The sequence below is a fragment of the Paenibacillus sp. WLX1005 genome (assembly GCF_046603685.1).
GTDB lineage: Bacteria > Bacillota > Bacilli > Paenibacillales > Paenibacillaceae > Saccharibacillus.
Genome location: NZ_CP176756.1, coordinates 3,952,591 through 3,977,637 on the forward strand (window position 1 = coordinate 3,952,591; position 25,047 = coordinate 3,977,637).

The window sequence follows — 25,047 nt, forward strand, 5'->3', positions numbered from 1 at the left end:
AACAATCTCCTTTCTAAACTCTCATTCCTCTTCTAATTTCAATCCAGCTTGTACGTATACGTATGTGTCGAATGATCCGAAGCAAATGTGTAGCGGAATGACAGCGTACCGTTATCGTTTTTTACGAATGTAATGATACTGTCTTCGCTTGGATATGCGAATCGGTCGGCGGCGGCTTGGATGAGGAACTGTTTTTCTTTTGCTGGTAGATTCAGTACTTCGTGCAGATAGACGGGTTTGTTCGTTTCTCGGTTATACACAATCAGATGCTGGGTTTCGTATTCGCGGACGATTAGGAATGGAGCTTCGGCGTGTTCGACCAGATAGTTATATGCTGGATTTAATGGAGCAGCCCAATGGTAGGATGCCGTCTGTTGACCTGTTGGTGTAACGAAGTCGGTTTGTTTGCCATTGGTCAGTACATAGTCACCATTGCTCGTATCGATACTGGTGTCCTTGAAGTCGCCAACAATAGATAAAATGCTTTGTTTTATGATCGTGTTCTTGGCTGCGATGAAGCGTTCTGTTGTACGGATACGGTTGTTGACGCCGACAGCTTCTATGGCTTTGATGTACGCGGATGACTCTGACAGCTTCTTCACTTCAAAGTCGGTGGAATAGTACAGATCGATGTTCACTTTACCGATGAGGTTGCCACGCTTCTGACTGATCGCTTGGTATACATGCTTGGTATCGCGGTTGATCCAGTAGGTGAGATTGTGATCCATGCCCATCACATACAGGGAAGACAGAGTAATGATTCGATTAGTCGAATCCCAAGATACAGTCTGCTTTAAGGCACTGGCAATGAATTTCAGCGGGAGATACGTAGCTCCATTGATGATCTGAGCAGGTACGTCGAGAGTGACTGTTTTGCCATCTACTATAGCGGTTTGGCTGCCGATGGTCAGTTGAATGGTGTGTTCGGCTCCGTATAGCGAAACGGTTTGGTTGGTAGCATTCCAGAAAGTACGCAGACTGGCATGTTGACCAAGTTCACGAATCGGTAGCAATACTCTTCCGTCTTTGATATAAACAGGATTGGTGAGTGTAACACGGTAACGATCGCCGCCGGAATCAATACTTGCTTCTTTTATACTGACTGTACTACTTACTTGGGCAGAAGATGGTAGTGTACTGCAAGTCAAGCATAAGCTTGTTACGATCGTCAAAGCTGTAATCTATTTACACATATTGGGCAACCTCCTAATTTATGTATGTATAATTGATGACGGTTATATGTTTGAAAAGGTTTCATTGTAAGGAGAATATGAAAAAATGCTCCCACAGTTTTGTGAGAGCATCGGTGGATATAGACAGTACATCATTGACGATTTTTTTCATATAATTACGAGATGGGGTAGCGCAATCTGGGCCGATTCTTGCGTACTATATCGCATACTATCTCTATGCTCGTATCCGATTATTTCTGTTCCACTACAGGAGAAGATTGCAAAATATACCGTATATAATCGGCAGCACTCTGCTCCACCTGTTCATCTGTTGCCTGAAACGAAGCTCCGAAAAATGCGAAATACGGCAGTTCAATGGCTCCGACATGATGCAGGCTTGCTTTGAACGGAGCGATAAGCTGCTCTACTGTAAACGAAACGGAACCATCTGGTAGGTAGCTAGTCTGTGTATTTCCAATAGACATGGACAGCCCGAATGATTTGCCTTGTAAACGATCGCCTGTCGATCCATATGCCCAGCCGTAGGCGAACACGTCGTCCATCCATTTTTTCAGTAACGGTGGATAGCTGTACCAGTATAACGGAAATTGTAAAATCACCCTATCGTATTGCTCCAGCAAGCGCTGTTCTCGTTCTACGTCGATCTGCCAATCCGGGTATTCGGTATATAATTCGTGCACCGTTATCTCTTGTGGATGCTGCAACAATTCTTGCTGCCAGCGACGATTGATACGCGATACCTCCAGATTCGGATGTGCGAGAATTACTAGTGTTTGTGTCATATCCTGTACTCCTTTCCTATCTCTCTATAGGATTTATATAGTGTATGCATCTTCCTGTACTTCGGAATATCCCTATTATGCTATTGTCCGTTCAAGATGAAAATACACACAATGAAGTAAGATACTTACCTGAAAGTGTGTACTGGACGGTAGCTATCTGCTATGCCAGAATAAAGGTTTACGGTGATATCATTCTTTGCAATGAATAGAAGTTCATCCGTCCATTCCTAAAGTGAAATCTATCTATTCCATGCATCCATACAAGCATATATTGGCAAATTACAATGAAGAGGAATGAGATCATGAAACGATATAATCTAGGCATTGAAGCCACATTGGAAATCATCGGTGGTAAATGGAAAGCGCTGATTATCTGCCTGCTCATCACTGGTGTTAAACGTACTGGACAACTGGAACGCAGCATCACTGGCATTTCACAAAAAGTACTAATCCAGCAACTACGCGAACTGGAACGCGATGGTCTGGTAGAACGCAAGGTGTATGACCAAATGCCGCCACGTGTTGAATACAGTCTGACTCCATACGGCGTCACTGCCAATCGTATTGTGGAAGTGATGTGCGCGTGGGGAACGGAAAACATCCATATGCGCCAGCAAGCAGGTGAAGAGATTGAATTGTTGGAAAACGAGCCAGACGCATCCTATACGCCAGTGTCCAAGTAGCACAATCGGTCGTTTGTAGAAGTGCCTTATTCTCCCATGATTGACACTCTGCCTGTCCGGGTAAATGCAGTACGAGCAGGATTGAGAATGATCAACGAACAGGAGGATAACGACATGCTAGGGAAAAAGACCATTTTCATCACAGGTGCAGGAACCGGACTCGGAAAAGGCGCTGCCATCGGGCTTGCACAAAAAGGACACCGCGTTATTGCTACCGTTGAAACGATCTCTCAGGTTCCACCATTGCAAGACTATGCCAAGGAACAAGGTTTAACGATCGATGTATTCAAGCTGGATGTGAATAATCCGCTGGATCGCGCTCAGGTGGATAAATACGATATCGACGTATTTGTTGCCAATGCTGCGATTGGACAGGGCGGACCGCTAGCTGAATTGCCCGTAGAGAATCTACGCCAGATTTTTGAAACAAATGTATTCAGTTCGTTGGAGCTGGTACAGCTCGTTGCCAAACAGATGGTTGCGAAGAAAAAAGGCAAAATTATCTTTATCAGCTCCATTGCAGGTCTGAGTGTAACGCCTTATCTCGGTCCCTATTGCGCATCCAAGCATGCGGTGGAAGCAATTGCACAGGCGCTCAAGGACGAATTGGCTGAATTTAATGTGCAGGTGGCTACGATCAATCCGGGTCCTTTCAAAACTGGATTCAACGACATGATGTTTGCTGAAAAAGAAAAATGGTATGACGAAAAGACCAATTTCACCAAACGTGCCGATCTGCTCAAGGGCGAGAAATTGCTTGCCCAGCAATTTGATCCACAAGATATGATTGAGAAAATGGTCGAAATCATCGATGCCAAGCACCACCCATTCCGTAATGTGTACCCAGAAGCTTCCGAGCAGCAGGTGAAGGAATATCAAGCCAAGCTGTGGGAAGAACAGGTGTAATGAGCGAAAGCGAAGACGGATGTTTGTAAGTAAATTGAACGGATTGTAAATAAGTAGTGCCTTTTCGTACATTTCCTTGAACTAAAGGAACTGGCGAAAAGGCACTGTTTTGTTTTATGGCGTCAGTATAGATGATTAGATATTCAATTCATCCCAGCTGTAAATGACATAGCCTAATCCTAATTGAATGAGAATCCATCCTAATATGGGTTTATTGTAGTAAACCATGATTTGCTCTCCTATTCACTTGAACATCAACATATAGAGCCACATTAGCTTATGATGTCCAATTAATTTTTTGGGGATATCTTGCATATTATGAATAGTAAATCCGTAAAAATATAAATTTTCTCTATCGTACAACTGATATGTACCGTCCATCGGAATTTCGTTTCTAAATTTATACAATGCTACGACGTACTCTTCTTCATGATTGTAGCCGTCATACTGAAGATACGACCTGTCTAAATTGCCGATATGTTGAATAGCTTGAACTGCTTCTTTTGCTTGTTGAACGACCGATATACCTGAGTCTTGCGGATACATCTTAATCGTAATCGCCGTTGTAATCATAATAGTCAAAGTAACTTTGGTAATCACGAACCACCTTTTCCGATACGTGATTAACACTGCTAGTCCAACAATAAAAATATTTATTAAAAATGTAAATGGAACCGTTACAATTCTTCCCAAGCCTGTATACGGGAAAAATTTGATCAATAACATCGTTGTTAAGATCGTTGGCATCAATAGAAACAAAAATCGTAAAAATCGGCGAAACTCTTTTAACTCGTCCATTCTATTCCCTCCCTACTTTTTTCTGTTGACATGAACCATGGTTTAAGTCCTATCATGAAGCTATCGATATCGAAAGTATACTGCAACCACCTGGAGGCCTTCAGATGAACTATGTATCCATTGGCGAAGCGGCAGCTCATTTTGGTTTGCCGGAATCGACGCTGCGCTTTTATGAGAAAAAGGGATTGCTGCCGCTTGTAGAGCGCGATGCAGCCGGACGTCGCTTGTATTCGGAGCATCAAATGATGCTGCTCAAGATTATCATTTATCTCAAACATACGCATATGCCGATTCGTACTATTCGACAGTATGTAGACTGGGTGATTGAGGGTAATCATACTATACCGCAACGTTTGGACATGATGCAGCAACACAAGCAGGCGGTATTGGACGAAATCTCGTTTATGCACGAAGCGCTAGACGCGATGGACTCCAAAATCACACGTTATCAAAAACAACTGCAATCCCAAACAGAATCCCCAACGACGATGTAAATCAAACACAGAAAAGAGGTATTCTTTTATGAAGCTGAGTGGGAATACGATTGTGATCACAGGTGGAAGCGCCGGTATTGGACTGGCTTTTGCGGAACGATTTTTGCGTGCGGGTAATACGGTTATTATTTGTGGACGGCGCGAGCAAGCACTTGCGGAAGCCAAAGAACGGTTTCCTGAGCTAATTACCCGTGTGAGCGATCTGGATGTGGAAGCCGAGCGCATCGCACTATTTGACTGGGTGACAACTACTTATCCTGATGTGAATGTACTGGTGAACAATGCTGGAATTCAGCAACGGTTCCATGTACTTCGCTCCGATGCCAAGACGAACTGGAGCGAATTCAATCGCGAGATTACGACGAATATCGAAGCGCCGTTTCATCTGGCGATGCTGTTTGCACCTTATTTTGCCAAGCAATCGGCGGCTGCGATTCTGAATGTGACGTCCGGGCTGGCATTTACGCCGTTCGCTATCGCTCCCATCTATTCCGCTACCAAAGCAGCGCTGCATTCGTTCACGATGAGCCTACGTCATCAATTGAGCGATACGTCGGTCGAGGTGATCGAGATTGCCCCACCTGCTGTCAATACCGATCTCGGTGGCGCTGGTTTGCATACACATGGCGAGCCGCTGAACGATTTTGCAGATGGCATCTTTGAAGGGTTGGAAGCGGGACAGTTAGAAGTTGGCTACGGTACATCGGTGAGTCGTATGCGCATGTCGCGGGATGATATTGACCGATATACCGATGAGATGTATCAGTCGACCAAGCATATGTTTGAACAATAATACGGGTACGTTGGCTATTCTGTTTCGCTTTTGTTCCTTTTATGTGTGGATCTACATGTGTGAGTCTAATATAGCAGTACTACAAACACTCGTCAGCATGCTGGCGAGTGTTTGTCATTTCTAACGCAATACACATAGCGGCAATTAGACGATAACAGATGATGTAGACAGCTGCTTCAGAAATGTATGTAATTGCTGCGAATTGCGGATCGTGATGATCTGCTTGTCCCCTTCAACTTTGCGTAATCTGTCCAGTGTTTGCAGGCGGCTTCGTTTGCGATAATTCCATATCCATTTGATAAATGCCCAATCGATCTTTTCATTACAGCCTGCGTTCATATCAGGACGGCTTTTGCCATGATATTGAATACGGCGTTTGATAACCCGGTACAGACAAAGCCAGCGCGGCATATCCAGATAGATAATCGTGTCTGCATGCTGGATACGAATATCCATCGTACGACCATAATTGCCATCGATAATCCAGCAATCTGCCTGTGCGAATGCTTCCACCTGTCTGTCCCACTCCTCATCCTCGGTCGCCTGCCAGTTCGTTTGCCAGAAATGCGCATCCATATGGATAACTGGAATGTGCAACGTCTCATGAAGTTTTCTCGATAGTGTTGATTTGCCAGCACCGGAACAACCGATGATCATAATTTTCTGCATGGTAGATGAGCTTTGCATTGATATTCCTCCTTTATATCGTATGTAATACATCTTCTTCTGCCTGCACACAACATATTGCCAAGATGCCCAGAAAATGAGTGAAAAATTCTCTAACACAGCTTTTTTGCTAAATTATTCTTGACTCTCCCCTTATGTGGAGGGTTTATCATATTCACATTACCAAGTAAACTCATCAGAATTAACAGATAAGCTGTTTCATTGTATCCATTCGCTTCTAAATGATTTCATTCGCTGGCGTCATGTCAGCATACAGGGGGAACCAAGATGAATGTTATTTCCAAACGTCTCAGTCTGGGCATCACAGGCGCACTGTCATTATTACTAATATTGAGCGGTTGCTCGTCGTCAACAACAGCATCCGGGGAGGACGCAAGTAGCGGGCAATTAGAGAAAACGACCGTCATTCTCGATTGGACACCGAATACGAATCATACCGGATTATATGTCGCACTTGATCAAGGCTATTACAAAGAAGCGGGCTTGGATGTGGATATTATTCAACCTTCTGACGGTACAACAGCCACTCTGGTTGCAGCGGGACAGGGAGATTTTGGGGTGAGTTATCAGGAAGATGTGACTTACGCACTGACAAGCGACGATCCATTGCCGATCAAGGCGGTAGCAGCGCTCATTCAGCATAATACCTCTGGCTTTGCTTCACCAGCAGACAAAGGTATTAAAACCGTCAAAGACTTTGAAGGCAAATTGTATGGCGGCTGGGGTACACCGTCTGAAGAAGCAGTAATCAAAGCGGTGATGAGCAAGAACGGCGCCGATTTTAGCAAGGTCAAGCTGGTCAATCTTGGGGATGACGACTTCTTCGCCGCCACGCAGAACAATGTAGATTTCGCCTGGATCTTCGAAGGCTGGACAGGTATTCAAGCCAAACTGAAGCATATCGAGCTAAATTACATCCCAGTTCGCGATCTTGATCCGGCGCTCGATTATTATACACCACTATTGATCTCCGGCACGAAGACGATTCAGGACAACCCGGAAAAAGTACGTAAGTTCTTGCAAGCTACAGCTCGCGGCTATCAATATGCGATTGAGCATCCAGAGGAAAGCGCCAATATTTTGCTAAAATATGCACCGGAAATTGATAAAAACTTGGCGATCGACAGTCAGAAATATCTGGCAGATAAATACATCGACGATGCACCACGCTGGGGCGAGATGAAGGATGAAGTCTGGAACCGTTATACGAATTTCTTGAAATCAAATGGCTTGATTACAAAAGACTTGCCTGCTGATCAAGCGTATACAAATGAATTTTTGCCACAAACCTAACGTTGACGAAGCAGATGAACTTCTATCTCCAACGCCAAAAGTTACGAATTTCCCGCTTTCTCTTTTCTATTATTTTGATTCATAAGGAGTCTATCGCTATGACGAAACGTATCCGGGTTATTTTGGAATATTTCTATCCGTGGACAAATTCTGCTGGATTTTATTACGCCCGCGAACAGGGTTGGTATGCAGATGCCGGGCTGGATGTGGAGCTCATTTCTGCTGATCCAGGGCGTGGTGATACGCTCTCCTATCTGGATCGCGGTGAAGCGGACTATGGCATCTTTCCAGGCAATCGCCTGCTGGTACTGCGAGAACGACAGCCTTCCGTCCAAGCGATTGCAGCGATCAATCATCGGGCGATGGAAACGATCCAAACGGTCAAACAAACCGGCATTGTACGTCCGCGTGATCTGAGCGGTCGCCGGGTTGCACTCAATCCAACACCACGCGGGCTGGCAATGGTTCGCCATCTGGTGACAGCCGACGGCGGCGACCCCGATCAGATTGAATGGGTGAACAGCGGCGTACGGGAATGGACAGCTGAAGATATTGCTGCGGGTGAAGCGGATGCGACGTTTGGCAGCTACTGGGCGTGGGAGATTCAGATGGATTCGCTCATTCCGGCAGAGCAACGGTTGATCTGGCCCGTCGATGAAATCGGTGCTCCTTCGTATCATAGCTATCAGCTCGGTACAACATCAGCTAAAGTTGCGGCTAACCCGGATGAGATTCGTACCTTTCTGTCCGTAACTGCGCGCGGGTTTCAGGCAGTTGCTGCGGATCCATCGCTGGCGGTAGGCATTTATGAGCAGATTTTGCCTTATTTCCCTGCGACACTAATTCATCGTTCCTTGCCGCTCATTGCGGCTACGTGGCTGCATGATGGGCAATGGGGATACCAGCGCGCGCAATGGATCGAGTCATATGCGCACTGGCTGGCGAGTCATGGCATTTTGCAGCATCCTGAGCGCTGGCGTGACTCCTATACGAATGAATTTCTGACACAGGGGGAATCTTCATGAGCAATGAGCTGGATACTGGCTTTGCCCACGGAATGGGCGTAGAACCGGCGCTTCGTGACTGGCAGACTATTACGCTGACGGAAGCGGAACAGGTAATCGATCGCTATCCACAGCTCGGTAAGCTGCACAAGCTATCTTGGCATAGCCCGCGCCCCTTTTCCAGTGCAGCGATTGCTGTGACAGATGGCGGGGCGGTATTTATAAAACGGCATCATGTGTCGGTACGGGATGTACAGGGCATGCTGGAGGAGCATCATTTGATTCAGCATCTGCATGCTCATGGTGCGGCGGTACACCCGGTATGGGCAGATGTGAACGGGCAAACTGCGCATGCAATTGGGCAATGGACGTATGAACTGCAACCGCTGGCGGTTGGCGAAGACTGGTACCGGGATGATGTATCGTGGACGCCGTTTCACCAGGTGTCTCATGCGTTTGAAGCTGGACGCGCGCTTGCTTCGCTGCATCTGGCGGCAGAAGGGTATGATGCACCTGCACGTCAGCCGCGTCCGCTCATTTCTAGCTTTGGTATCTTTGCCTCAATTGATCCGGCGGCGCGATTGGATCGCTATATTGCCCAGCGTCCGGCGTTGGCACGTTATCTGAATGGTCGCAGCTGGCAGCAGGATATTTTGCTTCCGTTATTTCCTTTTCACCGTCAGCTATATCCGCTGCTATCTTCACTTCCGCCGCTGTGGACACACAATGATCTGCATGGCTCCAATATGCTATGGAGCGGGTCAGGCAGCGATGTGCGCGTAACTGCCATACTGGACTTTGGATTGGCAGATCGCACGAATGCGATGTATGATCTCGCAACGACAATAGAGCGCAATACGATTGAATGGTTACGTATGGATCATCCGGGGGACAACGGCATTGTCCATCATCAGCAGCTAGATGCGTTGTTACAGGGATATCATGAAGTGCGTCCGCTCAGTGAGGCTGAGCGCAAAGCATTGCCACTAATGCTGCCGCTCGTACATGCAGAATATGCGTTATCGGAGATTGATTATTTTGAAGGGATTGTGCATTCGCAACAGAATGCTGATCTCGCGTATGAGGAATTTCTGCTGGGACATGCGCACTGGTTTCATCATCAGGACGGTCGGGATGTGCTGGATTATATTCACGCTTCGCTTCAGAAGCTACCAATTTCACATTGACGTTAGTAAGCAAGTTTGCTATCTTGATTCTAATTCATATTAAATTCATCAGAATAGTATATTTATAAATCAAAGGCGTGATCATATGCTTCAATCATCGTTACGGCGTACAGACCGGATCTATCCGCTGGCTGCTGTTATTGTTCTTATTGGTCTATGGCAGGCGATTGTATCGCTGGCGCATATTCCGGCTTATGTGTTGCCTTCACCGCTAGATGTAGTACGAGCGTTAGGTTCCGATTTGGGTCTGATTGCCGATCATACCAAAGTAACATTGCTCGAAGCGGTGATTGGATTCTCGCTGTCGATTGTACTGGCATTTCTACTCAGCATTGTTATGGATAGCTTTGCACCTGTACAAAAATCGCTGTATCCGATTCTGATCATCTCGCAGACAGTTCCCATTATCGCGCTCACACCGCTCATGATCGTCTGGTTCGGCTTTGGTATATTGAGCAAAGTATTGGTCATTATTCTGGTGTGCTTTTTCCCGATTGCGGTCAGTTTGGCAGACGGCTTTCGCAAAGTGGATCAGGATTATCTGAATCTGTTCCGTTCGCTTGGCGCATCGCGAATACAGGTGTTTCTGCATTTAAAATTACCTGCGGCGGCAGTGAACTTTTTTTCCGGCTTAAAAATTGCTGCTACGTACACGATCATGGCAGCAGTGATCGCCGAATGGCAAGGCGGTATGCAGGGCATCGGTGTCTATATGGTTCGCGCCAAAAAGGCATATGCGCTGGATAAAGTATTCGCCTCAATCGTCGTTATCGTCATCGTTAGCATGCTGATCATCTATCTGATTGAATACATCTCCAAAAAAGTTACGCATTGGAAATAAACCATCCAAGCAAGCTACACATAACTAGTACTAGGCATCAAAGGAGCTGATCTTCATGTCTACCATCCTCTCCCCATCTTCCACGTCAGACACGGATACATTGATTCAGCTCAGTGGAACGGGCAAGCGATACGGCAATACCGAGATTATCCGCGATATCGATCTGTACGTTCGTCGCGGCGAGCTGGTCACTGTACTGGGACCAAGCGGCTGCGGGAAAAGTACGATTTTCAACCTGATTGCCGGACTGATTCAACCAGACGCCGGGCTAGTTCAGGTACAAAGTCGAATCGGCTATATGCAGCAAAAAGACCTGCTGCTACCATGGAAAACGGTCATCGACAACATCGCATTACCGTTGCGATTAAGCGGCGTCTCCAAAAAGGACAGTCGCCAGCGGGCAGCCGAATATATCGATCTGATGGGGCTGCGCGGATACGAGTCCCAGTATCCGTATCGATTGTCTGGCGGGATGAAGCAGCGGGCTAGCTTTTTGCGTACGTTTCTGACGTCACAGGACATGATGCTGTTGGATGAGCCATTTGGTGCGCTTGATTCTATCACTCGTAGTAAGCTACAACGCTGGCTATTAGAGATGAAAGACAATCTGAATCTGTCGATTCTGCTCATTACGCACGATATTGACGAAGCGCTTCTGCTGTCTGATCGGCTGTATGTGATGTCCTCAAGTCCGGGGCGAATTGTAGAAGAACTGGACTTGCCCATGCTGCGAGAAGATAAGGCGCGACGGTTTGTGTCAGGCGAATTGTTGGAGATCAAGGAGCACATTTTGTCCTTGCTTTAGGTTGTTTTCGGTTTCACTTTGCGTTCATGTTCGGTGAAACTCGGTGATAACTCGAACTCTATAGTTTCCATATACAAGATGTACCGGAAAGGAGCGACCGGCATGGAATTGGAATTTTTGACGATTGGAGAAGTGTCCAAGCTATGCAATATTCCCGTAAAAACACTGCGTTATTACGACGAAATTGGTCTGCTGCGACCGGATCGGATTTCGAATGAAAGTCATTACCGTTATTACTCCAAACAAAGCGCGCTCAAAATCCCATTGATCAAGTACTACAAGCAGCTTGGCTTCAAACTCGACGATATTAAGGAGCTAATCCAAGAGCTGGATATCGGCATTTTGAGCAACTTTTTCCAAAAAGAACTGACTTCGGTCGAGGAGCAAATGGATGCGCTACGCAAAAAGCATTTTGCGATTACCGAATGGAGCAAGTTGCTACAGGATGGTGAAGCGTATCTAACGCAACCGGGGGCAACCGGACGAATCGATCTGCGCACCATTCCGGTATACAAGACCGTGCATTTTCGCTATCGTTTGGAAGATGGGCAAAAGCATGAGGAAATGCTGTACAGCAACTCCTTTGTAGAATTGTGCCAGCGTAGTGATGTGTTCGCGTATGGACCATTTATGCTGCATTTTGACCATTTGCAGGAGCGGATGGATGGTAACTTCCGCGAGGTGGATTGTTATACGTCGGTAATTGAGGATGATCAGCCGGGCGTGCATACGCAGGTGATTGGCGGCTTTCAGGCAATTACGACAGTACACAAAGGCGGATATGGTCAGATCGGTGAAACGTATGGACGGCTGCTAGACTGGGCGGAACGGCATAACTTTGCATTGCGTGGATCGGCGTATGAGCGCAATATTATCGATCCGTGGAGCACGCGTGTGCCAGAACATTATGTAACCGAGCTGATCGTACCGATTCGGTCGCTGGGAGCTTGAAGGATTGCTGGAAAGGAGCATGATTTCGTATGTCTTATTTAATTTCAGTGCAAGAAGCGCTACAGCAATGGGAACTTCAACAAGCTGTGTTTCTGGATGCGCGGTTTGTATTTGGCGATATCGAAGCAGGCAAAGCTGCGTATGCACATAGCCATATTCCGGGCGCAATGTATTTTGACCTGAATGACGATCTGTCTGGTCCTATTCTGGAGCATGGTGGTCGACATCCGCTGCCAGATGAACAGGTATTTGCACACAAACTGGGACAGGCAGGAATTGATGCTTCCACACCAGTCATTGTGTACGATGATCAGCATGGCGCTGTAGCGGCACGGCTCTGGTGGATGCTGCATTATTACGGGCATGATCAAGTGAAGCTGCTGGACGCGGGATTTACCGGGTGGGTTCAGGCTGGCGGAACAGTTACGAGGGAGCCTTCTGTTGCGATTGCGCGTTCATTTCTACCACAACTTCGTCGTGAACTGGTCATCGATGTGCATGAAATTTCCAGTCGTCTAGGTGAAGATGGATTGCTGCTCATAGACTCGCGGACACACGGAAGTTACACAGCCGAGACGCCAACCAAATACGCGAGAAATGGTCACATTCCCGGAGCTGTGAATTATTTCTGGGAGCACGGTGTGACAGAACATGGAGTCTTCGGTGATGCAACGCTACAACGGGATCGATTGATTGATTTGCCAGTGGATCGCGAATATGTCGTGTATTGCAACGCTGGTGTGACGGCATGTCCGAATGTACTGGCTTTGCTGGAAGCAGGGTATAAGCATGTTCGACTATATGTAGGCAGCTGGGGCGATTGGATTAGCTATGAAGATGCGCCAGTTGCTATTGAGTAAAACTAGCAATTTAGCAACTCAGTCTCTACATATATTTTGGTAATTTAAGATATATGTAGAGACTAATAACTTTATAAAAAACAAATAAAAGGTTATACCTTCACATTTATATTTATTCCACTTCCCAATCTATAGAATCGATTTTCCAACCATATTTAGTTTTTAATACAACTACATACTCAATATAGTTAAATATTTCACCTGTTTTGGTATCTTTAGTAGTAGATGATTCAAAAATAGTCACCCTTTTTTGATCCGCCTCGCTAATAAGTTTCACTTTATTTTTATGGAATTTTGGGATGTAAATATTTTTAGTTTCGATGTTTCCAATGCTGTAAGAATCATAAATCAGATTATACGTAAATAAAAATTGCATCTTTTGTCTATATTGCTTAAATGTTAGTATGGATATACTTTTATTTAAAGCTTGATTTGCTGTATTTACTAAGTTAACAGCATTAGCAGGAGTCAATGGGGGAGTTTCTTTTCTCAAATCATCTCTTTTTCCATCTTGTCCATATACATATTTGATATATTTCTGCTGTTTAGCACTCCATACATATGCAAACTTGTCATAAATAGCATGAGCGTGTCCTAATTTTGATGTTTCTGGTGATAAGTACCACTCCTTCCCATGTATTTCGTCATTCCCGTCCTTATCAGAATCTTTGATATAAATTTGAGTTTCACTTGCATCTATCGTTCCAATTAACTTCAGTGTATCGTTTACAAAAGCAAAAACTTTTGCATCAGAACCACCGCTTGCTCCAGATACACTTTGTATAATCAGACAATTTTTAAACATTTTGTTTTTGATTTTATTCAGCTTATAAGGTAAAAAATACTCACTTTGATTATTGAACATTTTAGTAACAAGTAAATTTCCTTCATTGTTGTAAATGCTAATAAGTGCTTTAGAATTCAATTCCATTTTTTTATCCCATGCTACAATTAAAATCTCATCATCATTATCATTGTTTACATCGTAAATCATAGTCTGTACTATATCTGTTTTTTTCATATTATTAACTTTAACGAAATCAGCTTGTGCTTCATAAACAGTTTGTTTCTGGGGTGTTGTAGCATGTACTTGTTGAGAAAGTATTGCATTTAAAACAAGCATAAAAAGAAATAGGGTAAACATACCTGCACACTTCTTCATTATAATACCTCCATTGAATCGTTTAAATTTTGAGCGACTTTCATTTGAATCAAAGGTCGTACTAGAGACCCTATAGCTAGAATGTAAGAAAATCCTAATAAAACTACCCAGCCCCAATATTGAGGTTGTTTTATAAATGAAGATTTAAAATAATATGCTGGAGACGATAATATCCATTTTTTTTGCAAACAGTTCGCAGATAGCCAATAATCAAGAAAGATGTTAGTGAGGGCAAGTTCAAACGGAATAAGTATAATGAGTGATACATTAACTATTGGAATAATAGCAAGCAAGGTATGGAAAGCTCCAAAAATGAGTTGCGATGCTAAAGTAACCAAAACAACCAAAAGCCAGCTCTTTGCACCAATATGCAAAATATGAATAAAACGTAATTTATTTTTTACTGCTAATGCAGGTAAAAAATATAATCCAGATTTGAAAATTGCAAATATTGCTTGAATAATAGTCACTATCAAAACCAATTTAACTGCTTTTTTCAAAAAAAATACTATAGCACTGAATGTAAACGATTGATCTTCTCTATCAAAAAATAAAAATCGATAGATTGTAAAAAAATCTAATATAATGGAATTGATGGTATTAAAAAAAATAGCAACAGTAAGTAGGGAAGGGATTAACATTATCAACATATGATATTTGAAAAACCTCATATATGTATATTTTATAATGTTATATCGATCTTCACTTTTTTCTTTAACTAGCATCCTTTATCATCTCCCACTTCAATAAAATAAATTTGTATTTTTAAAGATAGTAATCTCAATTTCAACTGTAAAAGGAGGATTTTATATTGTATTTTTCCGTTGCAGACACTTCATTTTTTCTAAATATCGTAAAACCTTCAAATCGTCAAGATATTGAATCCAAATTTGTACTCAAAAAATATCCACGTGGGCAGATATTATATGAATATGGAGATCAGGGAGATACGATGTACATTGTTAAATCAGGCTCACTCAAAATTTATCGCACAGATGATCAATATGAAATTGTACTTGGACACCAATTTCCAGGCGAAGCTGTTGGAGAGTTAGAATTATTCCATCATAATCCTATGCGCACAGCATCCGTTGCTACTTTGGAGCCTAGTGAATTATGGATGATTAGAAGATCAGACATGAATATTTTAGTAACACAATATCCCGAGCTTATGCGTAAAGTGATCTACATACTTAGCGAGCGATTGACACAGGCAGATCGAAAGATCGAGTACCTAGCTTTTTTGGACGCAAGAGTTCGAGTAGCCAATTTATTATTAGATCTTTGCTCGAACTTTGGTATTCAAGATGATATAACTTGGAGAATAAATTGGAAGGTTACGCATCAACATTTTGCAGATATGATCGGTGTGACTCGAGAGACCGTGACTAAAGTTATAAATCAATTTCAGCAAGATGGTTGGTTATATATTGAGAAGCGTCAGTTCATTATTACAAATTTAAGCATGATCCAACATATGGCGGGTGGCAACATGACTGTACACTCAGAGCGAATATGGCACTCTACTCATAAATATGAGTTATAATCTGAAATTATTTCAATAAAATGTATTTTATTACTCAAATTATATTTCATACTTATTTTTATTTCTGTATTCCTGTACACTTTTTTTTTGTAATCTATATCACATTTTTTCAACTCATTTTTATGTGTAAAACATATATAAAACTCTAAAAAAATAAAGGAGATGGTTTGGAGTCTAACTCCTTTTAATTCCAATCAAAACCCAAATCGTTTTACAATCATATCTGCTACTATTTCCGGGGCTAATTCTGTATTATCAATCCGTATATAATTTGCCGCTTGAATCTCGCCTGGTAGTGAATTTAATCGATACTGCTGATGTGTGTTTAATAACTCTTTTTCCGACCAAGCAATATCGCGTTTACTTGGCTTGTGATGCAATCGATTTTCCGTTTGATTACGCAGTAGTCGTTCATCCACATTCGCTTCCAATTCGACCAAATAGATACTTGCACCCGCCGACTCAAATACATGTAAAGTTTCTTCTATGTAGTCACAGTCACTTTGCAAATCAAACGCCCAGACATAGGTGAAAATCAATCCTTTTAACTCATCACTACTATTTGCTACTTCTTCAAATATTCCACGTCGGATCAGACTAACTAAACGCTTACCAGCAGGTGTACCATAATCGAAAAACTGCGAAACCAGATCAATCGACATATGATTATGGAATAATTTAAAATTCGTTTTTGCTGCCAAATGCTGTCCCACTGTCATCTTGCCTACCGCTTGCGGACCAAATAATATAACAAAGTTCATATTTCCTCTCCCCTATACTTATTTTCCTCTCATTGCTCAAACCAATGTCTTCCTACACTTGTATCATTTTACCAATTCTTACCGATATCGTCATCCTTGCTATCTAAATCGTCGCCATTCCCTTCTTCTGTCAAGGATTTGACAAAATTTCAAACCATAACGTGATACTGTATGGTACAGATGTGTTTATGTTATACTTGTAAGCACTACTTTATGGAAGGAGGCAACAGACTTGGGAAGGCGTTAGCGATTTCTACTGATTTCTCCGTTCCTGTATATTGTCTCCTTCATACGGACTTTTTACGTAATAGGCGATCATCTACCGGAATAACTACATCGTCGGATGTGCGTACTTTTGTAATCGCACAGGGCTAACATTAATATTGGCATCACAAAGTCGAATATAGAGTTGCAGATGCTGTAGAAACCCGTAAAAAGCGGTATATGCCGAAAATTGTACCCTTCATCACAATCTACAATATCAGCAAAGTATCGATTTTCATCTTGTTTTACTATGTTTCACTATTTCTATTGTGGAGGTGAATCCCTCGCACGAGGGAAATCATTGGACCTAACAACGATAATCAATTTGTTTATTCTGGTTGTGCTACTGGCATTAACCGCGTTCTTTGTCGCTTCGGAGTTTGCTGTCGTCAAGGTACGGGCATCCCGGCTTGACCAGTTGATTCAAGAAGGCAATAAAAAAGCAATCATCGCCAAAAAAGTTGCCCATGATCTGGATTACTATCTGTCTGCCTGTCAGCTCGGTATTACGGTGACCGCACTCGGACTCGGTGCCATCGGTAAACCAGCGGTAGAGATGCTGCTGTATCCGGTATTCGACTTTTTCAATATTTCGGTTGCCGCAGCCTCTGTCGCTTCGTATGCGATTGCCTTTTTCCTCGTTACGTTCTTGCACGTCGTTGTCGGCGAAATGGCACCGAAGACGCTGGCAATTCAGTTTGCGGAGAAAATGACATTACTGCTTGCGAGTCCGCTTTACTGGTTCGGACGGATTATGTATCCGCTCATCTGGGCATTGAACGGAACATCGCGCGTATTGCTGCGTGCCTTTGGCGTGAAGCCTGCTGGACATGAACAGGTATATTCAGAAGACGAATTGAAGATTATTATGACGCAAAGTTACGAAGGCGGCGAGATTAACGAAACCAAGCTATCGTATATGGAAAATGTCTTTTCCTTTGACGAGCGTGTCGCGCGCGATATTATGATTCCGCGTACCCAGATGGTCACATTGGATCGCGATCTGGATTACAGCGAGATTGTCAGCATTCTGGACGAGCATTATTACACCCGTTATCCAGTCACATCGGATGAGAACAAAGACCAGATTATCGGGATGATCAATGCGAAGAAGATGCTGCCGCATATTATTAACGGCACAACTGCCAAGCTGGATCAATTTATTCGTCCCATTCCATTCATTTCGGAATCAATGCCAATTCAGCAAGCGATGCTACACATGCAGCAGAAACGGGTTCATATGGCGCTCGTTGTCGATGAATACGGCGGTACTGCCGGTTTGCTGACGATGGAGGATGTGCTAGAGGAACTGGTCGGTGAGATTCGCGACGAATTTGATGCTGATGAGGTGAACGATATTCGGCAGACTGGCGAAGGACAGTATCTGATCAACGGACGCGTGCTGTTGGATGATCTGGAACGCCGCTTTGGTATTGCCTTTGACGATCGGTACGATACCGATACGATCGGCGGCTGGATTTTGCATCACAAAGGTACGGATATTGGCGAAGGCGAGCGTCTGGAACAGGCAGAGCGTGTCTGGACAGTCGCGGAAAAAGACGATATGCAGATCAAATGGGTATCGTTGAATTACAGTGAAGTACCACTTGAACATTAAACTATACGTTGCTTATAAAACATCATTCATATGGAGGTGAATCCCTCACACGAGGGAAATCATTGGACGGAACTATTGGCTTAAATCTATTTCTGGTCGCGGTATTTATCGGTCTTACTGCCTTTTTCGTCGGAGCGGAATTTGCGATTTTGAAAGTACGGATGTCCCGTCTGGATCAATTGATCGCAGATGGCAACAAAAAAGCAGTCATGGCAAAAAAAGTCGCCACTGACCTTGATTATTATCTCTCTGCCTGTCAGCTCGGTATTACGATTACTGCGCTCGTACTCGGTGCGCTTGGTGAACCAACGGTAGAACGGATGCTGCATCCGGTATTTGAACGGTTTGCAGTACCAGAAGCGATCTCGACTGTATTGTCGTACGGTATCGCACTGGCAGTGATTACGTTCCTGCACGTTGTACTTGGTGAGCTGGCACCGAAGACACTGGCGATTCAATTTGCTGAGAAAATGACCTTGCTGCTCGCCCCTTCTCTGTATCGCTTTGGTCGTCTGATGGCGCCGATTATCCGCTTGTTGAACGGCTCGGCTACTTTGCTGCTACGTTTGTTCGGCGTCAAGCCTGCTGGTCATGATACCGTTCACTCAGAGGAAGAATTGAAATGGTTGGTTGAGCAAAGCTTTGAGAGCGGTGAGATCAACCAGACGGAACAGACGTATTTGCAAAATATTTTTGCATTTGACGACCGCACCTTGAGCGAGATTATGATTCCTGCGGATCAGATGATCACCATTGCAGAACAGCTACCACAAGCCGATCTAATCGCTCGGCTCAGTCAGTACGAATATACGCGTTATCCCGTCACCGCTGCCGCAGATGATACCCGGCTGATCGGCTTTATCCATAGCAAGGAAGTGCTGACCGCGATTGCAGCCGGACGTTCTAGCGAATTGTCTGGATTCATGCACGCCCTGCCTACCTTTGCCGAGACTGCTTCGCTGCGGGAAGTACTGCTGAGCATGCAGCAAAACCGCGTGCATATGGCTGCTATTACCGGCACCGGCGGACAGACGGTCGGACTGGTCACCATGGAAGATATTCTGGAAGAGATCGTCGGCGATATTCGCGATGAAGCAGATGATATCAAAGCTCCGCTCGCTTCTATGTAAAACAACTAAATACACAACGACACCGGATTCGTCCCTACGGCGGATTCGGTGTTTTTTGTTGCCTATACATAATCAGAAGATAATAAAGTATCATTTCGGCAAACAAATTGTTACTTTTCCCATCTTCTTCTGGATCACGATTATGTCTACAATAGTAAGGATATGGAAATAAATTTCATACACAAAGGTGGAATCATGATGGCTTCCAACAACAAATTATCGTATACATGCGGTGCATTACTGGCAGCCAGCCTGCTTGGTGCCGGATGTATCGCTCCAGTATCTGCACATGCAGCGACGACCAATTCATCCGTTTCTTCGGTTGCGAGTACAAGTTCTACATCTTCCTCTTCATCCAATACAGCAAGCACAACGATAAACAGCTCAACCGCAAATGCAGTAGCAACGACTGCTACGTCTGCAACTGCGTCCAGCAATGGATTACAGCCGCAAAAAGCATGGGCTTCCGACAATCTACTGACCACATCGGCACTAGTCGCAGATGCATCGCAATCCGTAATGGCAGACACGTATGTCGTACCTGCCAGGAAGCTGGTCTATGTACATATCTCACAGCTCATTCAGAATACGGGCGCTGCCAAGACGCAATATAGCTGGGTTGTGGATAGCCTCAAGGCACTGGATCAGAATACAGGTAAAGTAAAATGGACGTACACATTCCACGAATCCGCAGGTCCCTACACTCTCTACAGTCTGGCAAAATTCACTGCTTCCGGTACGGCGTACGTGTTTCAATCCTTTTCCGATAATACGTACCGTCTCTACTCTATCAACAGTTCTGGCGAGCTAAACTGGATTCGTTCTCTACCACGTCAGGGTGATGGTGATATTGTCGATTTTGAAGTCATGCAGGATGGCTCCATCGTGGCGGCGGTTCAGCATGATTACAATAGCAAAGGCATCTACACGACCGACTTGCTCCGTTTTCAAGCAGGCGGCAAGCTGCTGAATCGTACGTCTATACAAGGGCAAGTACTAGGCATCCAGCAAAATCGTATCCTGTTCAATGCCAGTCCACTCGTGAAGGACAAATCAGGAATCTGGGGCAATCCATACAGTCCACAAATCGCTGTGTATGATCTCAGTCTCAAAAAGACGTTTGCTTATAAACTACCGAAAAATGCCTATGTCTTCAGTGAATCGAATGCCGGTCAACTGGTGATGCCAGACGGCTCTGTCGTCATTCGCGCGGAAGCGACCAGCACTCAGGATAAATTGTATGGCTTCTCTCCAACTGGCACATTGCTATGGGGACGATTGATTCTGGTAGACGCATTTGTACAGCCTGCCGGTTCGGGTTACGCCACATACAGTCCATCTACGATGACTCTTGATCTATATTCATCCAAAGGCAAAATCGCTACTCGCAGCTTCAACGAACTGGCAGATGAGACAACCGATCTAACGACTAATGTAAATGGCAATCTGATGCTCAATCTGGCACAACATACGTATGTAATAAACCCGGAAACACTCAATGTCGCACTCTCATTCGCTACAGATCGCGATTGGATCGATCCTTTTGTAAAAAGCTATGCTGATCGCGCCGTATACACAACGCTCAACGATGGCAAAGTGTATCGCTGGAACTTGAAATAATGTGAATAGAACATAACAAAGACCAGCATTCCCGGTCTGCATAAGCAGATGAAGAATGCTGGTTTTTGTTATCTAGTCGAGATCATGCGTTCCAGTAATTCTAACACTAGCGGGAACTCGGTAAATCCATCGCGATCTAGAAAATGCCCTCCATGCTCCAATTCATGTAATTCTGCCTGCGAATGATCAGCAAAGTTACGACTGAACACAACAGGCACGATGTCATCATCTGCGGCGGCAACTACGACACGCTGCGGAATAGCGGCGATTAACGGCTCATACTGAACGGGAATCTGCACAAATTCATCCAATTGCGGCAAAGTGTACAGCGACTCGTCAAACCCGGAAACAAGCAGCGCTCCACCCAGTTGTACTGGTGCAATCGCCAATTGCTCCTGCATATAGAGTAGTGTAGTGATGCAGCCCAGACTGTGACCAACAATATAAGTGTGGCGATCCGGTGTGCCAATGCGTGCATATACCTGCTCTAACCAATCGGCGGCTATCGGTTGATTCGGATCAGGCATCTCAATCACTTCTACCGCAATACCTTTGGCCGACAACTGCTCTTTGAGCCATGGAAACCAATTATCGTGAACGGAAGCGGTATACCCGTGGATAATATACACTCTATTCTCGGATAAACTATTGTCTTGATTGGAAGAAGCTACAGTCATAGTTTTCGTCTCCTTTGATGTTATTTTTTAATGATGTTACCATATAAAATAAACTTTATAAAGTATACTTATTAATTATTTTATACATGTTAATAAACGATATATAGGTTCCATTTTTATCATTTCGTATTGACTATTGCATTATTGATTGTTGACTGTGCACATGCAAAGCACGTTATACCTTACATAGCATGTTCAAAATTTAACTGTGCAAATTATAAATTATTTTTATGAGCGCTGATGAAATAAACGATTGGCACATTCAAAGTACGCTATCTATAATGATGTAAAGCTGACTTGAAGCTTACATGAATTCATACAAAAAGGAGTACGAGAAGCATGAGTAAACTGATACAAGACCATACATCATCGACAGAAGCATACATACAATCTATTTATGATACCGTGATCAAACGTAATCCGGGCGAGCAGGAATTTCATCAGGCAGTGAACGAATTTCTGGAAAGTATGGCGTCGGTAATCGAGCAGCATCCTGAATATCGCAAGCATGCCGTGCTGGAACGACTGCTAGAACCAGAGCGATTGGTGTCCTTCCGTGTACCATGGGTGGACGATCATGGGCAAGTGCAGGTCAATCGAGGCTTCCGAGTCCAGTTTAACAGTACACTCGGTCCTTACAAAGGCGGACTTCGTTTTCACGAGACGGTCAACAGCAGCATTATCAAATTTCTCGGCTTTGAGCAGATTTTCAAAAATGCCTTAACCGGGCAGCCGATCGGCGGTGGCAAAGGCGGCTCTGACTTTGATCCGAAAGGCAAATCAGATATGGAAATTATGCGGTTCTGCCAAAGCTTCATGACGGAACTATACAAATATATCGGCTCCGACGTCGATGTACCTGCCGGGGATATCGGGGTTGGCGGACGTGAGATCGGATATTTGTTCGGTCAGTACAAACGGATTCGCGGCGGCAATGAACCGGGCATTTTAACTGGAAAAGGTATTGGTTATGGCGGTAGTCTGGCACGTACAGAAGCGACAGGATACGGCTGTATTTACTTCCTACAGGAACTACTCTCTTCGCGCGGATTACATCTGCAAGGACGCCGTACCGTTGTATCAGGCAGCGGCAATGTATCGATTTTCGCTATGGAAAAGGCGCAAGAATTGGGCGCTATTGTAGTCGCATGTAGCGATTCTGGCGGTTACATCGTCGATCCTGATGGCATCAAGCTAGATACGGTGAAACAGATCAAACTGGTTGAAGGTGGACGTATCCGCGATTATGTAACACACCATCCTGAAGCTTCGTATCACTACGGCAGTACAGACATCTGGAGCGTGCCATGCGAGATTGCCCTTCCTTGTGCTACGCAAAATGAACTAGATGCCGCCGCCGCTCGTCGTCTGATCGGCAACGGTCTGATCGCGATCGCAGAAGGTGCCAATATGCCAAGCACGCTCGATGCGGTACATCTGCTGCTGGATAACGATATTTTATTCGGTCCTGCCAAAGCTGCCAATGCGGGCGGTGTTGCCGTATCCGCACTGGAAATGGCGCAAAATAGCATGCGTCTGTCTTGGAGCTTTGACGAAGTGGATGACAAGTTAAAACAGATCATGCAGCATATTTACCGCGATAGTGTCCAAGCAGCGAAAACGTATGGCTTTGAAGGCAATCTGGTTGCTGGCGCGAATATCGCTGGTTTCCGCCGGGTAGCAGAAGCTATGCTACAGCAGGGAATCATTTAAAATTACATTCCATTGGTATTCACTATTTCACCATTTCACTATTCGCTACGCATATATCGATGAGCAGATAGACTGGATTCACGGACGATCAGGCGCGGTTCAAACTCAACACGTTCATAGGGCAAGGCTTCGGTGGACTGGATTCGCTTGAGCAGCAATTCAGCCGCCAATCGCCCGACTTCGGCACCCATAATCGACACTGAACTAATCTGTGGCGTTGTAATTGTCGTCCATAGATTGTTATCAATACCGACAATTGCAACATCCTCTGGCACATTGACACCTAGCTCCTTGAAACGATTTACAATGCCAATCGCTACCATATCGTTGACGGCATAGATCGCATCCGGCATATGCTTGAGGTTATAAAAGTAATCTGCTGCCTGACGACCGGTATCAAAGTTGAAATCTTCACCAAAATATACTAACGATGTATCAACCTGCGGCAGTGCCTGCTCATATGCTAGATATCGTTCTTCAATCTTATCCTTTGGCGCTCCAGCATAAGCGATTCGTGTACGTCCGATTTGCAGCAGATGCTCCATGACGAGTCGTCCTTCCGGGCGCGCCATGCCTACAATGTCTGCTTTCAGATCAGGGCTGAGCTTTTTGCTGTAATTGATCACCGAGATCGGCAGACTCGATTGATTCATTAGCTGTTCCAGCGTTTTCGGATACGCGAGCGGCATCATGACGAGTCCGTCCACATGCAGCTTTTTCACCTCGCGCAGCGTTTCTAGCTCCAATCTTGCGTTACCTAGCATATTAATCTGTACAACCCGATATCCATGTTGCTTGGCGGCTTGTTCGACCGACCAAGCGATATCGGGAATAATCGCATTGCGAATATCTGGTACAGCCAGTGCAATTTGACGCGTTTGACGAATTTTCAGACTTTGCGCAGATGTATTGGGGACAAAGCCCATCTCTTCCACGATGTGTAAAATGCGTTGTCTTGTTTTGGCGCTAATGCCTTCACTATTGTTGAGTGCGCGCGATACGGTAGCAATACCAACACCCGCCTGTTTTGCAACATCCTCAATCGTTACCTTTTTCCTGTCAGCCATATGAATGCCCCTTCATAATCGGAAATGTTTCCATTCTAAATTCAAATATTCATGTTTTGCATCCATTATATCATATTCCAAATGTACCCAGCTGCATTGGTAATCAGCTAGCTTGTATTCCTTACATTATACTTGTATCCATTTCCATTTGAAAATTCAATTTGTAAATATACGAAAATGTGCGAAAAAGCTTTCCATCAATCTTTTCATCA

25 protein-coding genes are annotated in these 25,047 nt (G+C 44.4%); 16 read left to right on the plus strand and 9 right to left on the minus strand.

Annotation, left to right across the window (positions count from 1 at the left end):
- Positions 1-38: 38 nt before the first annotated feature.
- The gene (locus tag ACE3MZ_RS16860; protein ID WP_411343295.1) at positions 39-1,148 is read right to left on the minus strand and encodes a copper amine oxidase N-terminal domain-containing protein; all 1,110 of its coding nucleotides are present in this window, start codon (positions 1,146-1,148) and stop codon (positions 39-41) included.
- A gap of 275 nt (positions 1,149-1,423) precedes the next feature.
- The gene (locus ACE3MZ_RS16865) at positions 1,424-1,975 is read right to left on the minus strand and encodes an NAD(P)H-dependent oxidoreductase (protein ID WP_411343296.1); all 552 of its coding nucleotides are present in this window, start codon (positions 1,973-1,975) and stop codon (positions 1,424-1,426) included.
- A gap of 302 nt (positions 1,976-2,277) precedes the next feature.
- Between ACE3MZ_RS16865 and ACE3MZ_RS16870 the strand changes: the two genes are divergently transcribed.
- Together ACE3MZ_RS16870 and ACE3MZ_RS16875 are read left to right on the plus strand one after the other, a co-directional pair.
- On the plus strand, positions 2,278-2,658 hold the full coding sequence (locus ACE3MZ_RS16870; RefSeq protein WP_411343297.1) for a winged helix-turn-helix transcriptional regulator: 381 nt from the start codon (positions 2,278-2,280) through the stop codon (positions 2,656-2,658).
- Between the two features lie 114 nt (positions 2,659-2,772).
- On the plus strand, positions 2,773-3,564 hold the full coding sequence (locus tag ACE3MZ_RS16875) for an SDR family oxidoreductase (RefSeq protein WP_411343298.1): 792 nt from the start codon (positions 2,773-2,775) through the stop codon (positions 3,562-3,564).
- A 243-nt stretch (positions 3,565-3,807) separates the two neighbouring features.
- Here the strand turns inward: ACE3MZ_RS16875 and ACE3MZ_RS16880 are convergent, their stop codons facing one another.
- On the minus strand, positions 3,808-4,362 hold the full coding sequence (locus ACE3MZ_RS16880) for a hypothetical protein (RefSeq protein ID WP_411343299.1): 555 nt from the start codon (positions 4,360-4,362) through the stop codon (positions 3,808-3,810).
- Positions 4,363-4,466: 104 nt separating this feature from the next.
- Between ACE3MZ_RS16880 and ACE3MZ_RS16885 the strand changes: the two genes are divergently transcribed.
- Positions 4,467-4,856, plus strand: coding sequence for a MerR family transcriptional regulator (locus ACE3MZ_RS16885; RefSeq protein ID WP_411343300.1), 390 nt, complete (start codon positions 4,467-4,469; stop codon positions 4,854-4,856).
- A gap of 28 nt (positions 4,857-4,884) precedes the next feature.
- Positions 4,885-5,649, plus strand: coding sequence for an SDR family oxidoreductase (locus ACE3MZ_RS16890; protein WP_411343301.1), 765 nt, complete (start codon positions 4,885-4,887; stop codon positions 5,647-5,649).
- A 144-nt stretch (positions 5,650-5,793) separates the two neighbouring features.
- Here the strand turns inward: ACE3MZ_RS16890 and ACE3MZ_RS16895 are convergent, their stop codons facing one another.
- Positions 5,794-6,336 carry a DNA topology modulation protein gene (locus tag ACE3MZ_RS16895; protein WP_411343302.1) on the minus strand — a complete coding sequence of 181 codons (543 nt, stop codon included), beginning with the start codon at positions 6,334-6,336 and terminating at the stop codon, positions 5,794-5,796.
- Between the two features lie 267 nt (positions 6,337-6,603).
- On the opposite strand from ACE3MZ_RS16895, the gene ACE3MZ_RS16900 reads away from it, so the two are divergent.
- The 7 genes from ACE3MZ_RS16900 to ACE3MZ_RS16930 all read left to right on the plus strand — a co-directional run bounded on the left by ACE3MZ_RS16900 (position 6,604) and on the right by ACE3MZ_RS16930 (position 13,277).
- The gene (locus tag ACE3MZ_RS16900; RefSeq protein ID WP_411343303.1) at positions 6,604-7,629 is read left to right on the plus strand and encodes an ABC transporter substrate-binding protein; all 1,026 of its coding nucleotides are present in this window, start codon (positions 6,604-6,606) and stop codon (positions 7,627-7,629) included.
- Between the two features lie 98 nt (positions 7,630-7,727).
- A complete protein-coding gene (locus ACE3MZ_RS16905; protein ID WP_411343304.1) occupies positions 7,728-8,654 on the plus strand; it encodes an ABC transporter substrate-binding protein in 927 nt (308 codons plus the stop codon).
- Positions 8,651-9,820 (plus strand): phosphotransferase enzyme family protein, encoded by a 1,170-nt coding sequence (locus ACE3MZ_RS16910; RefSeq protein WP_411343305.1) that lies wholly within the window; start codon positions 8,651-8,653, stop codon positions 9,818-9,820. Before ACE3MZ_RS16905 ends, ACE3MZ_RS16910 begins: the two co-directional genes overlap by 4 nt.
- 85 nt (positions 9,821-9,905) lie before the next feature.
- The gene (locus tag ACE3MZ_RS16915; protein ID WP_411343306.1) at positions 9,906-10,661 is read left to right on the plus strand and encodes an ABC transporter permease; all 756 of its coding nucleotides are present in this window, start codon (positions 9,906-9,908) and stop codon (positions 10,659-10,661) included.
- A gap of 55 nt (positions 10,662-10,716) precedes the next feature.
- Complete coding sequence (locus tag ACE3MZ_RS16920; protein ID WP_411343307.1) at positions 10,717-11,466, plus strand: ABC transporter ATP-binding protein; 750 nt, start codon at positions 10,717-10,719, stop codon at positions 11,464-11,466.
- 102 nt (positions 11,467-11,568) lie between these two features.
- Positions 11,569-12,417 (plus strand): MerR family transcriptional regulator, encoded by an 849-nt coding sequence (locus ACE3MZ_RS16925; RefSeq protein WP_411343308.1) that lies wholly within the window; start codon positions 11,569-11,571, stop codon positions 12,415-12,417.
- A 29-nt stretch (positions 12,418-12,446) separates the two neighbouring features.
- Positions 12,447-13,277, plus strand: coding sequence for a sulfurtransferase (locus ACE3MZ_RS16930; RefSeq protein WP_411343309.1), 831 nt, complete (start codon positions 12,447-12,449; stop codon positions 13,275-13,277).
- A gap of 112 nt (positions 13,278-13,389) precedes the next feature.
- Here the strand turns inward: ACE3MZ_RS16930 and ACE3MZ_RS16935 are convergent, their stop codons facing one another.
- On the minus strand, positions 13,390-14,439 hold the full coding sequence (locus ACE3MZ_RS16935; protein ID WP_411343310.1) for a hypothetical protein: 1,050 nt from the start codon (positions 14,437-14,439) through the stop codon (positions 13,390-13,392).
- Complete coding sequence (locus ACE3MZ_RS16940) at positions 14,439-15,164, minus strand: hypothetical protein (RefSeq protein ID WP_411343311.1); 726 nt, start codon at positions 15,162-15,164, stop codon at positions 14,439-14,441. Before ACE3MZ_RS16940 ends, ACE3MZ_RS16935 begins: the two co-directional genes overlap by 1 nt.
- Positions 15,165-15,250: 86 nt before the next feature.
- Here ACE3MZ_RS16940 and ACE3MZ_RS16945 point away from each other — a divergent pair, with 86 nt between their 5' ends.
- Complete coding sequence (locus ACE3MZ_RS16945) at positions 15,251-15,985, plus strand: Crp/Fnr family transcriptional regulator (RefSeq protein ID WP_411343312.1); 735 nt, start codon at positions 15,251-15,253, stop codon at positions 15,983-15,985.
- 194 nt (positions 15,986-16,179) lie between these two features.
- On the opposite strand, the gene ACE3MZ_RS16950 is transcribed toward ACE3MZ_RS16945, so the two are convergent.
- A complete protein-coding gene (locus ACE3MZ_RS16950) occupies positions 16,180-16,746 on the minus strand; it encodes a shikimate kinase (protein ID WP_411343313.1) in 567 nt (188 codons plus the stop codon).
- A gap of 565 nt (positions 16,747-17,311) precedes the next feature.
- Between ACE3MZ_RS16950 and ACE3MZ_RS16955 the strand changes: the two genes are divergently transcribed.
- From ACE3MZ_RS16955 to ACE3MZ_RS16965, 3 genes are all read left to right on the plus strand, one after another.
- Positions 17,312-18,628, plus strand: coding sequence for a hemolysin family protein (locus ACE3MZ_RS16955; protein WP_411343314.1), 1,317 nt, complete (start codon positions 17,312-17,314; stop codon positions 18,626-18,628).
- 62 nt (positions 18,629-18,690) lie between these two features.
- Positions 18,691-19,758, plus strand: a complete 1,068-nt coding sequence (locus ACE3MZ_RS16960) for a hemolysin family protein (RefSeq protein ID WP_411343315.1) — start codon at positions 18,691-18,693, stop codon at positions 19,756-19,758.
- 195 nt (positions 19,759-19,953) lie between these two features.
- Positions 19,954-21,378: a hypothetical protein gene (locus tag ACE3MZ_RS16965; protein WP_411343316.1), complete on the plus strand. Its 1,425-nt coding sequence runs from the start codon at positions 19,954-19,956 to the stop codon at positions 21,376-21,378.
- A 68-nt stretch (positions 21,379-21,446) separates the two neighbouring features.
- Here ACE3MZ_RS16965 and ACE3MZ_RS16970 read toward each other — a convergent pair whose 3' ends face one another.
- A complete protein-coding gene (locus ACE3MZ_RS16970; RefSeq protein ID WP_411343317.1) occupies positions 21,447-22,055 on the minus strand; it encodes an RBBP9/YdeN family alpha/beta hydrolase in 609 nt (202 codons plus the stop codon).
- 339 nt (positions 22,056-22,394) lie between these two features.
- Here ACE3MZ_RS16970 and gdhA point away from each other — a divergent pair, with 339 nt between their 5' ends.
- Positions 22,395-23,768, plus strand: a complete 1,374-nt coding sequence (gdhA, locus tag ACE3MZ_RS16975) for an NADP-specific glutamate dehydrogenase (protein ID WP_411343318.1) — start codon at positions 22,395-22,397, stop codon at positions 23,766-23,768.
- 38 nt (positions 23,769-23,806) lie between these two features.
- On the opposite strand, the gene ACE3MZ_RS16980 is transcribed toward gdhA, so the two are convergent.
- Positions 23,807-24,835, minus strand: a complete 1,029-nt coding sequence (locus tag ACE3MZ_RS16980) for a LacI family DNA-binding transcriptional regulator (RefSeq protein WP_411343319.1) — start codon at positions 24,833-24,835, stop codon at positions 23,807-23,809.
- Positions 24,836-25,047 lie beyond the last annotated feature (212 nt).

Excerpts from the sequence above, each read along its gene's own strand:
- ACE3MZ_RS16865 (WP_411343296.1), bottom strand. The coding sequence starts at position 1,975 with ATGACACAAACACTAGTAATTCTCGCACATCCGAATCTGGAGGTATCG.
- ACE3MZ_RS16870 (WP_411343297.1), top strand. The coding sequence starts at position 2,278 with ATGAAACGATATAATCTAGGCATTGAAGCCACATTGGAAATCATCGGT.
- ACE3MZ_RS16875 (WP_411343298.1), top strand. The coding sequence starts at position 2,773 with ATGCTAGGGAAAAAGACCATTTTCATCACAGGTGCAGGAACCGGACTC.
- ACE3MZ_RS16880 (WP_411343299.1), bottom strand. The coding sequence starts at position 4,362 with ATGGACGAGTTAAAAGAGTTTCGCCGATTTTTACGATTTTTGTTTCTA.
- ACE3MZ_RS16885 (WP_411343300.1), top strand. The coding sequence starts at position 4,467 with ATGAACTATGTATCCATTGGCGAAGCGGCAGCTCATTTTGGTTTGCCG.
- ACE3MZ_RS16890 (WP_411343301.1), top strand. The coding sequence starts at position 4,885 with ATGAAGCTGAGTGGGAATACGATTGTGATCACAGGTGGAAGCGCCGGT.
- ACE3MZ_RS16895 (WP_411343302.1), bottom strand. The coding sequence starts at position 6,336 with ATGCAAAGCTCATCTACCATGCAGAAAATTATGATCATCGGTTGTTCC.
- ACE3MZ_RS16900 (WP_411343303.1), top strand. The coding sequence starts at position 6,604 with ATGAATGTTATTTCCAAACGTCTCAGTCTGGGCATCACAGGCGCACTG.
- ACE3MZ_RS16905 (WP_411343304.1), top strand. The coding sequence starts at position 7,728 with ATGACGAAACGTATCCGGGTTATTTTGGAATATTTCTATCCGTGGACA.
- ACE3MZ_RS16910 (WP_411343305.1), top strand. The coding sequence starts at position 8,651 with ATGAGCAATGAGCTGGATACTGGCTTTGCCCACGGAATGGGCGTAGAA.
- ACE3MZ_RS16915 (WP_411343306.1), top strand. The coding sequence starts at position 9,906 with ATGCTTCAATCATCGTTACGGCGTACAGACCGGATCTATCCGCTGGCT.
- ACE3MZ_RS16920 (WP_411343307.1), top strand. The coding sequence starts at position 10,717 with ATGTCTACCATCCTCTCCCCATCTTCCACGTCAGACACGGATACATTG.
- ACE3MZ_RS16925 (WP_411343308.1), top strand. The coding sequence starts at position 11,569 with ATGGAATTGGAATTTTTGACGATTGGAGAAGTGTCCAAGCTATGCAAT.
- ACE3MZ_RS16930 (WP_411343309.1), top strand. The coding sequence starts at position 12,447 with ATGTCTTATTTAATTTCAGTGCAAGAAGCGCTACAGCAATGGGAACTT.
- ACE3MZ_RS16935 (WP_411343310.1), bottom strand. The coding sequence starts at position 14,439 with ATGAAGAAGTGTGCAGGTATGTTTACCCTATTTCTTTTTATGCTTGTT.
- ACE3MZ_RS16940 (WP_411343311.1), bottom strand. The coding sequence starts at position 15,164 with ATGCTAGTTAAAGAAAAAAGTGAAGATCGATATAACATTATAAAATAT.
- ACE3MZ_RS16950 (WP_411343313.1), bottom strand. The coding sequence starts at position 16,746 with ATGAACTTTGTTATATTATTTGGTCCGCAAGCGGTAGGCAAGATGACA.
- ACE3MZ_RS16965 (WP_411343316.1), top strand. The coding sequence starts at position 19,954 with ATGATGGCTTCCAACAACAAATTATCGTATACATGCGGTGCATTACTG.
- ACE3MZ_RS16970 (WP_411343317.1), bottom strand. The coding sequence starts at position 22,055 with ATGACTGTAGCTTCTTCCAATCAAGACAATAGTTTATCCGAGAATAGA.
- gdhA (WP_411343318.1), top strand. The coding sequence starts at position 22,395 with ATGAGTAAACTGATACAAGACCATACATCATCGACAGAAGCATACATA.
- ACE3MZ_RS16980 (WP_411343319.1), bottom strand. The coding sequence starts at position 24,835 with ATGGCTGACAGGAAAAAGGTAACGATTGAGGATGTTGCAAAACAGGCG.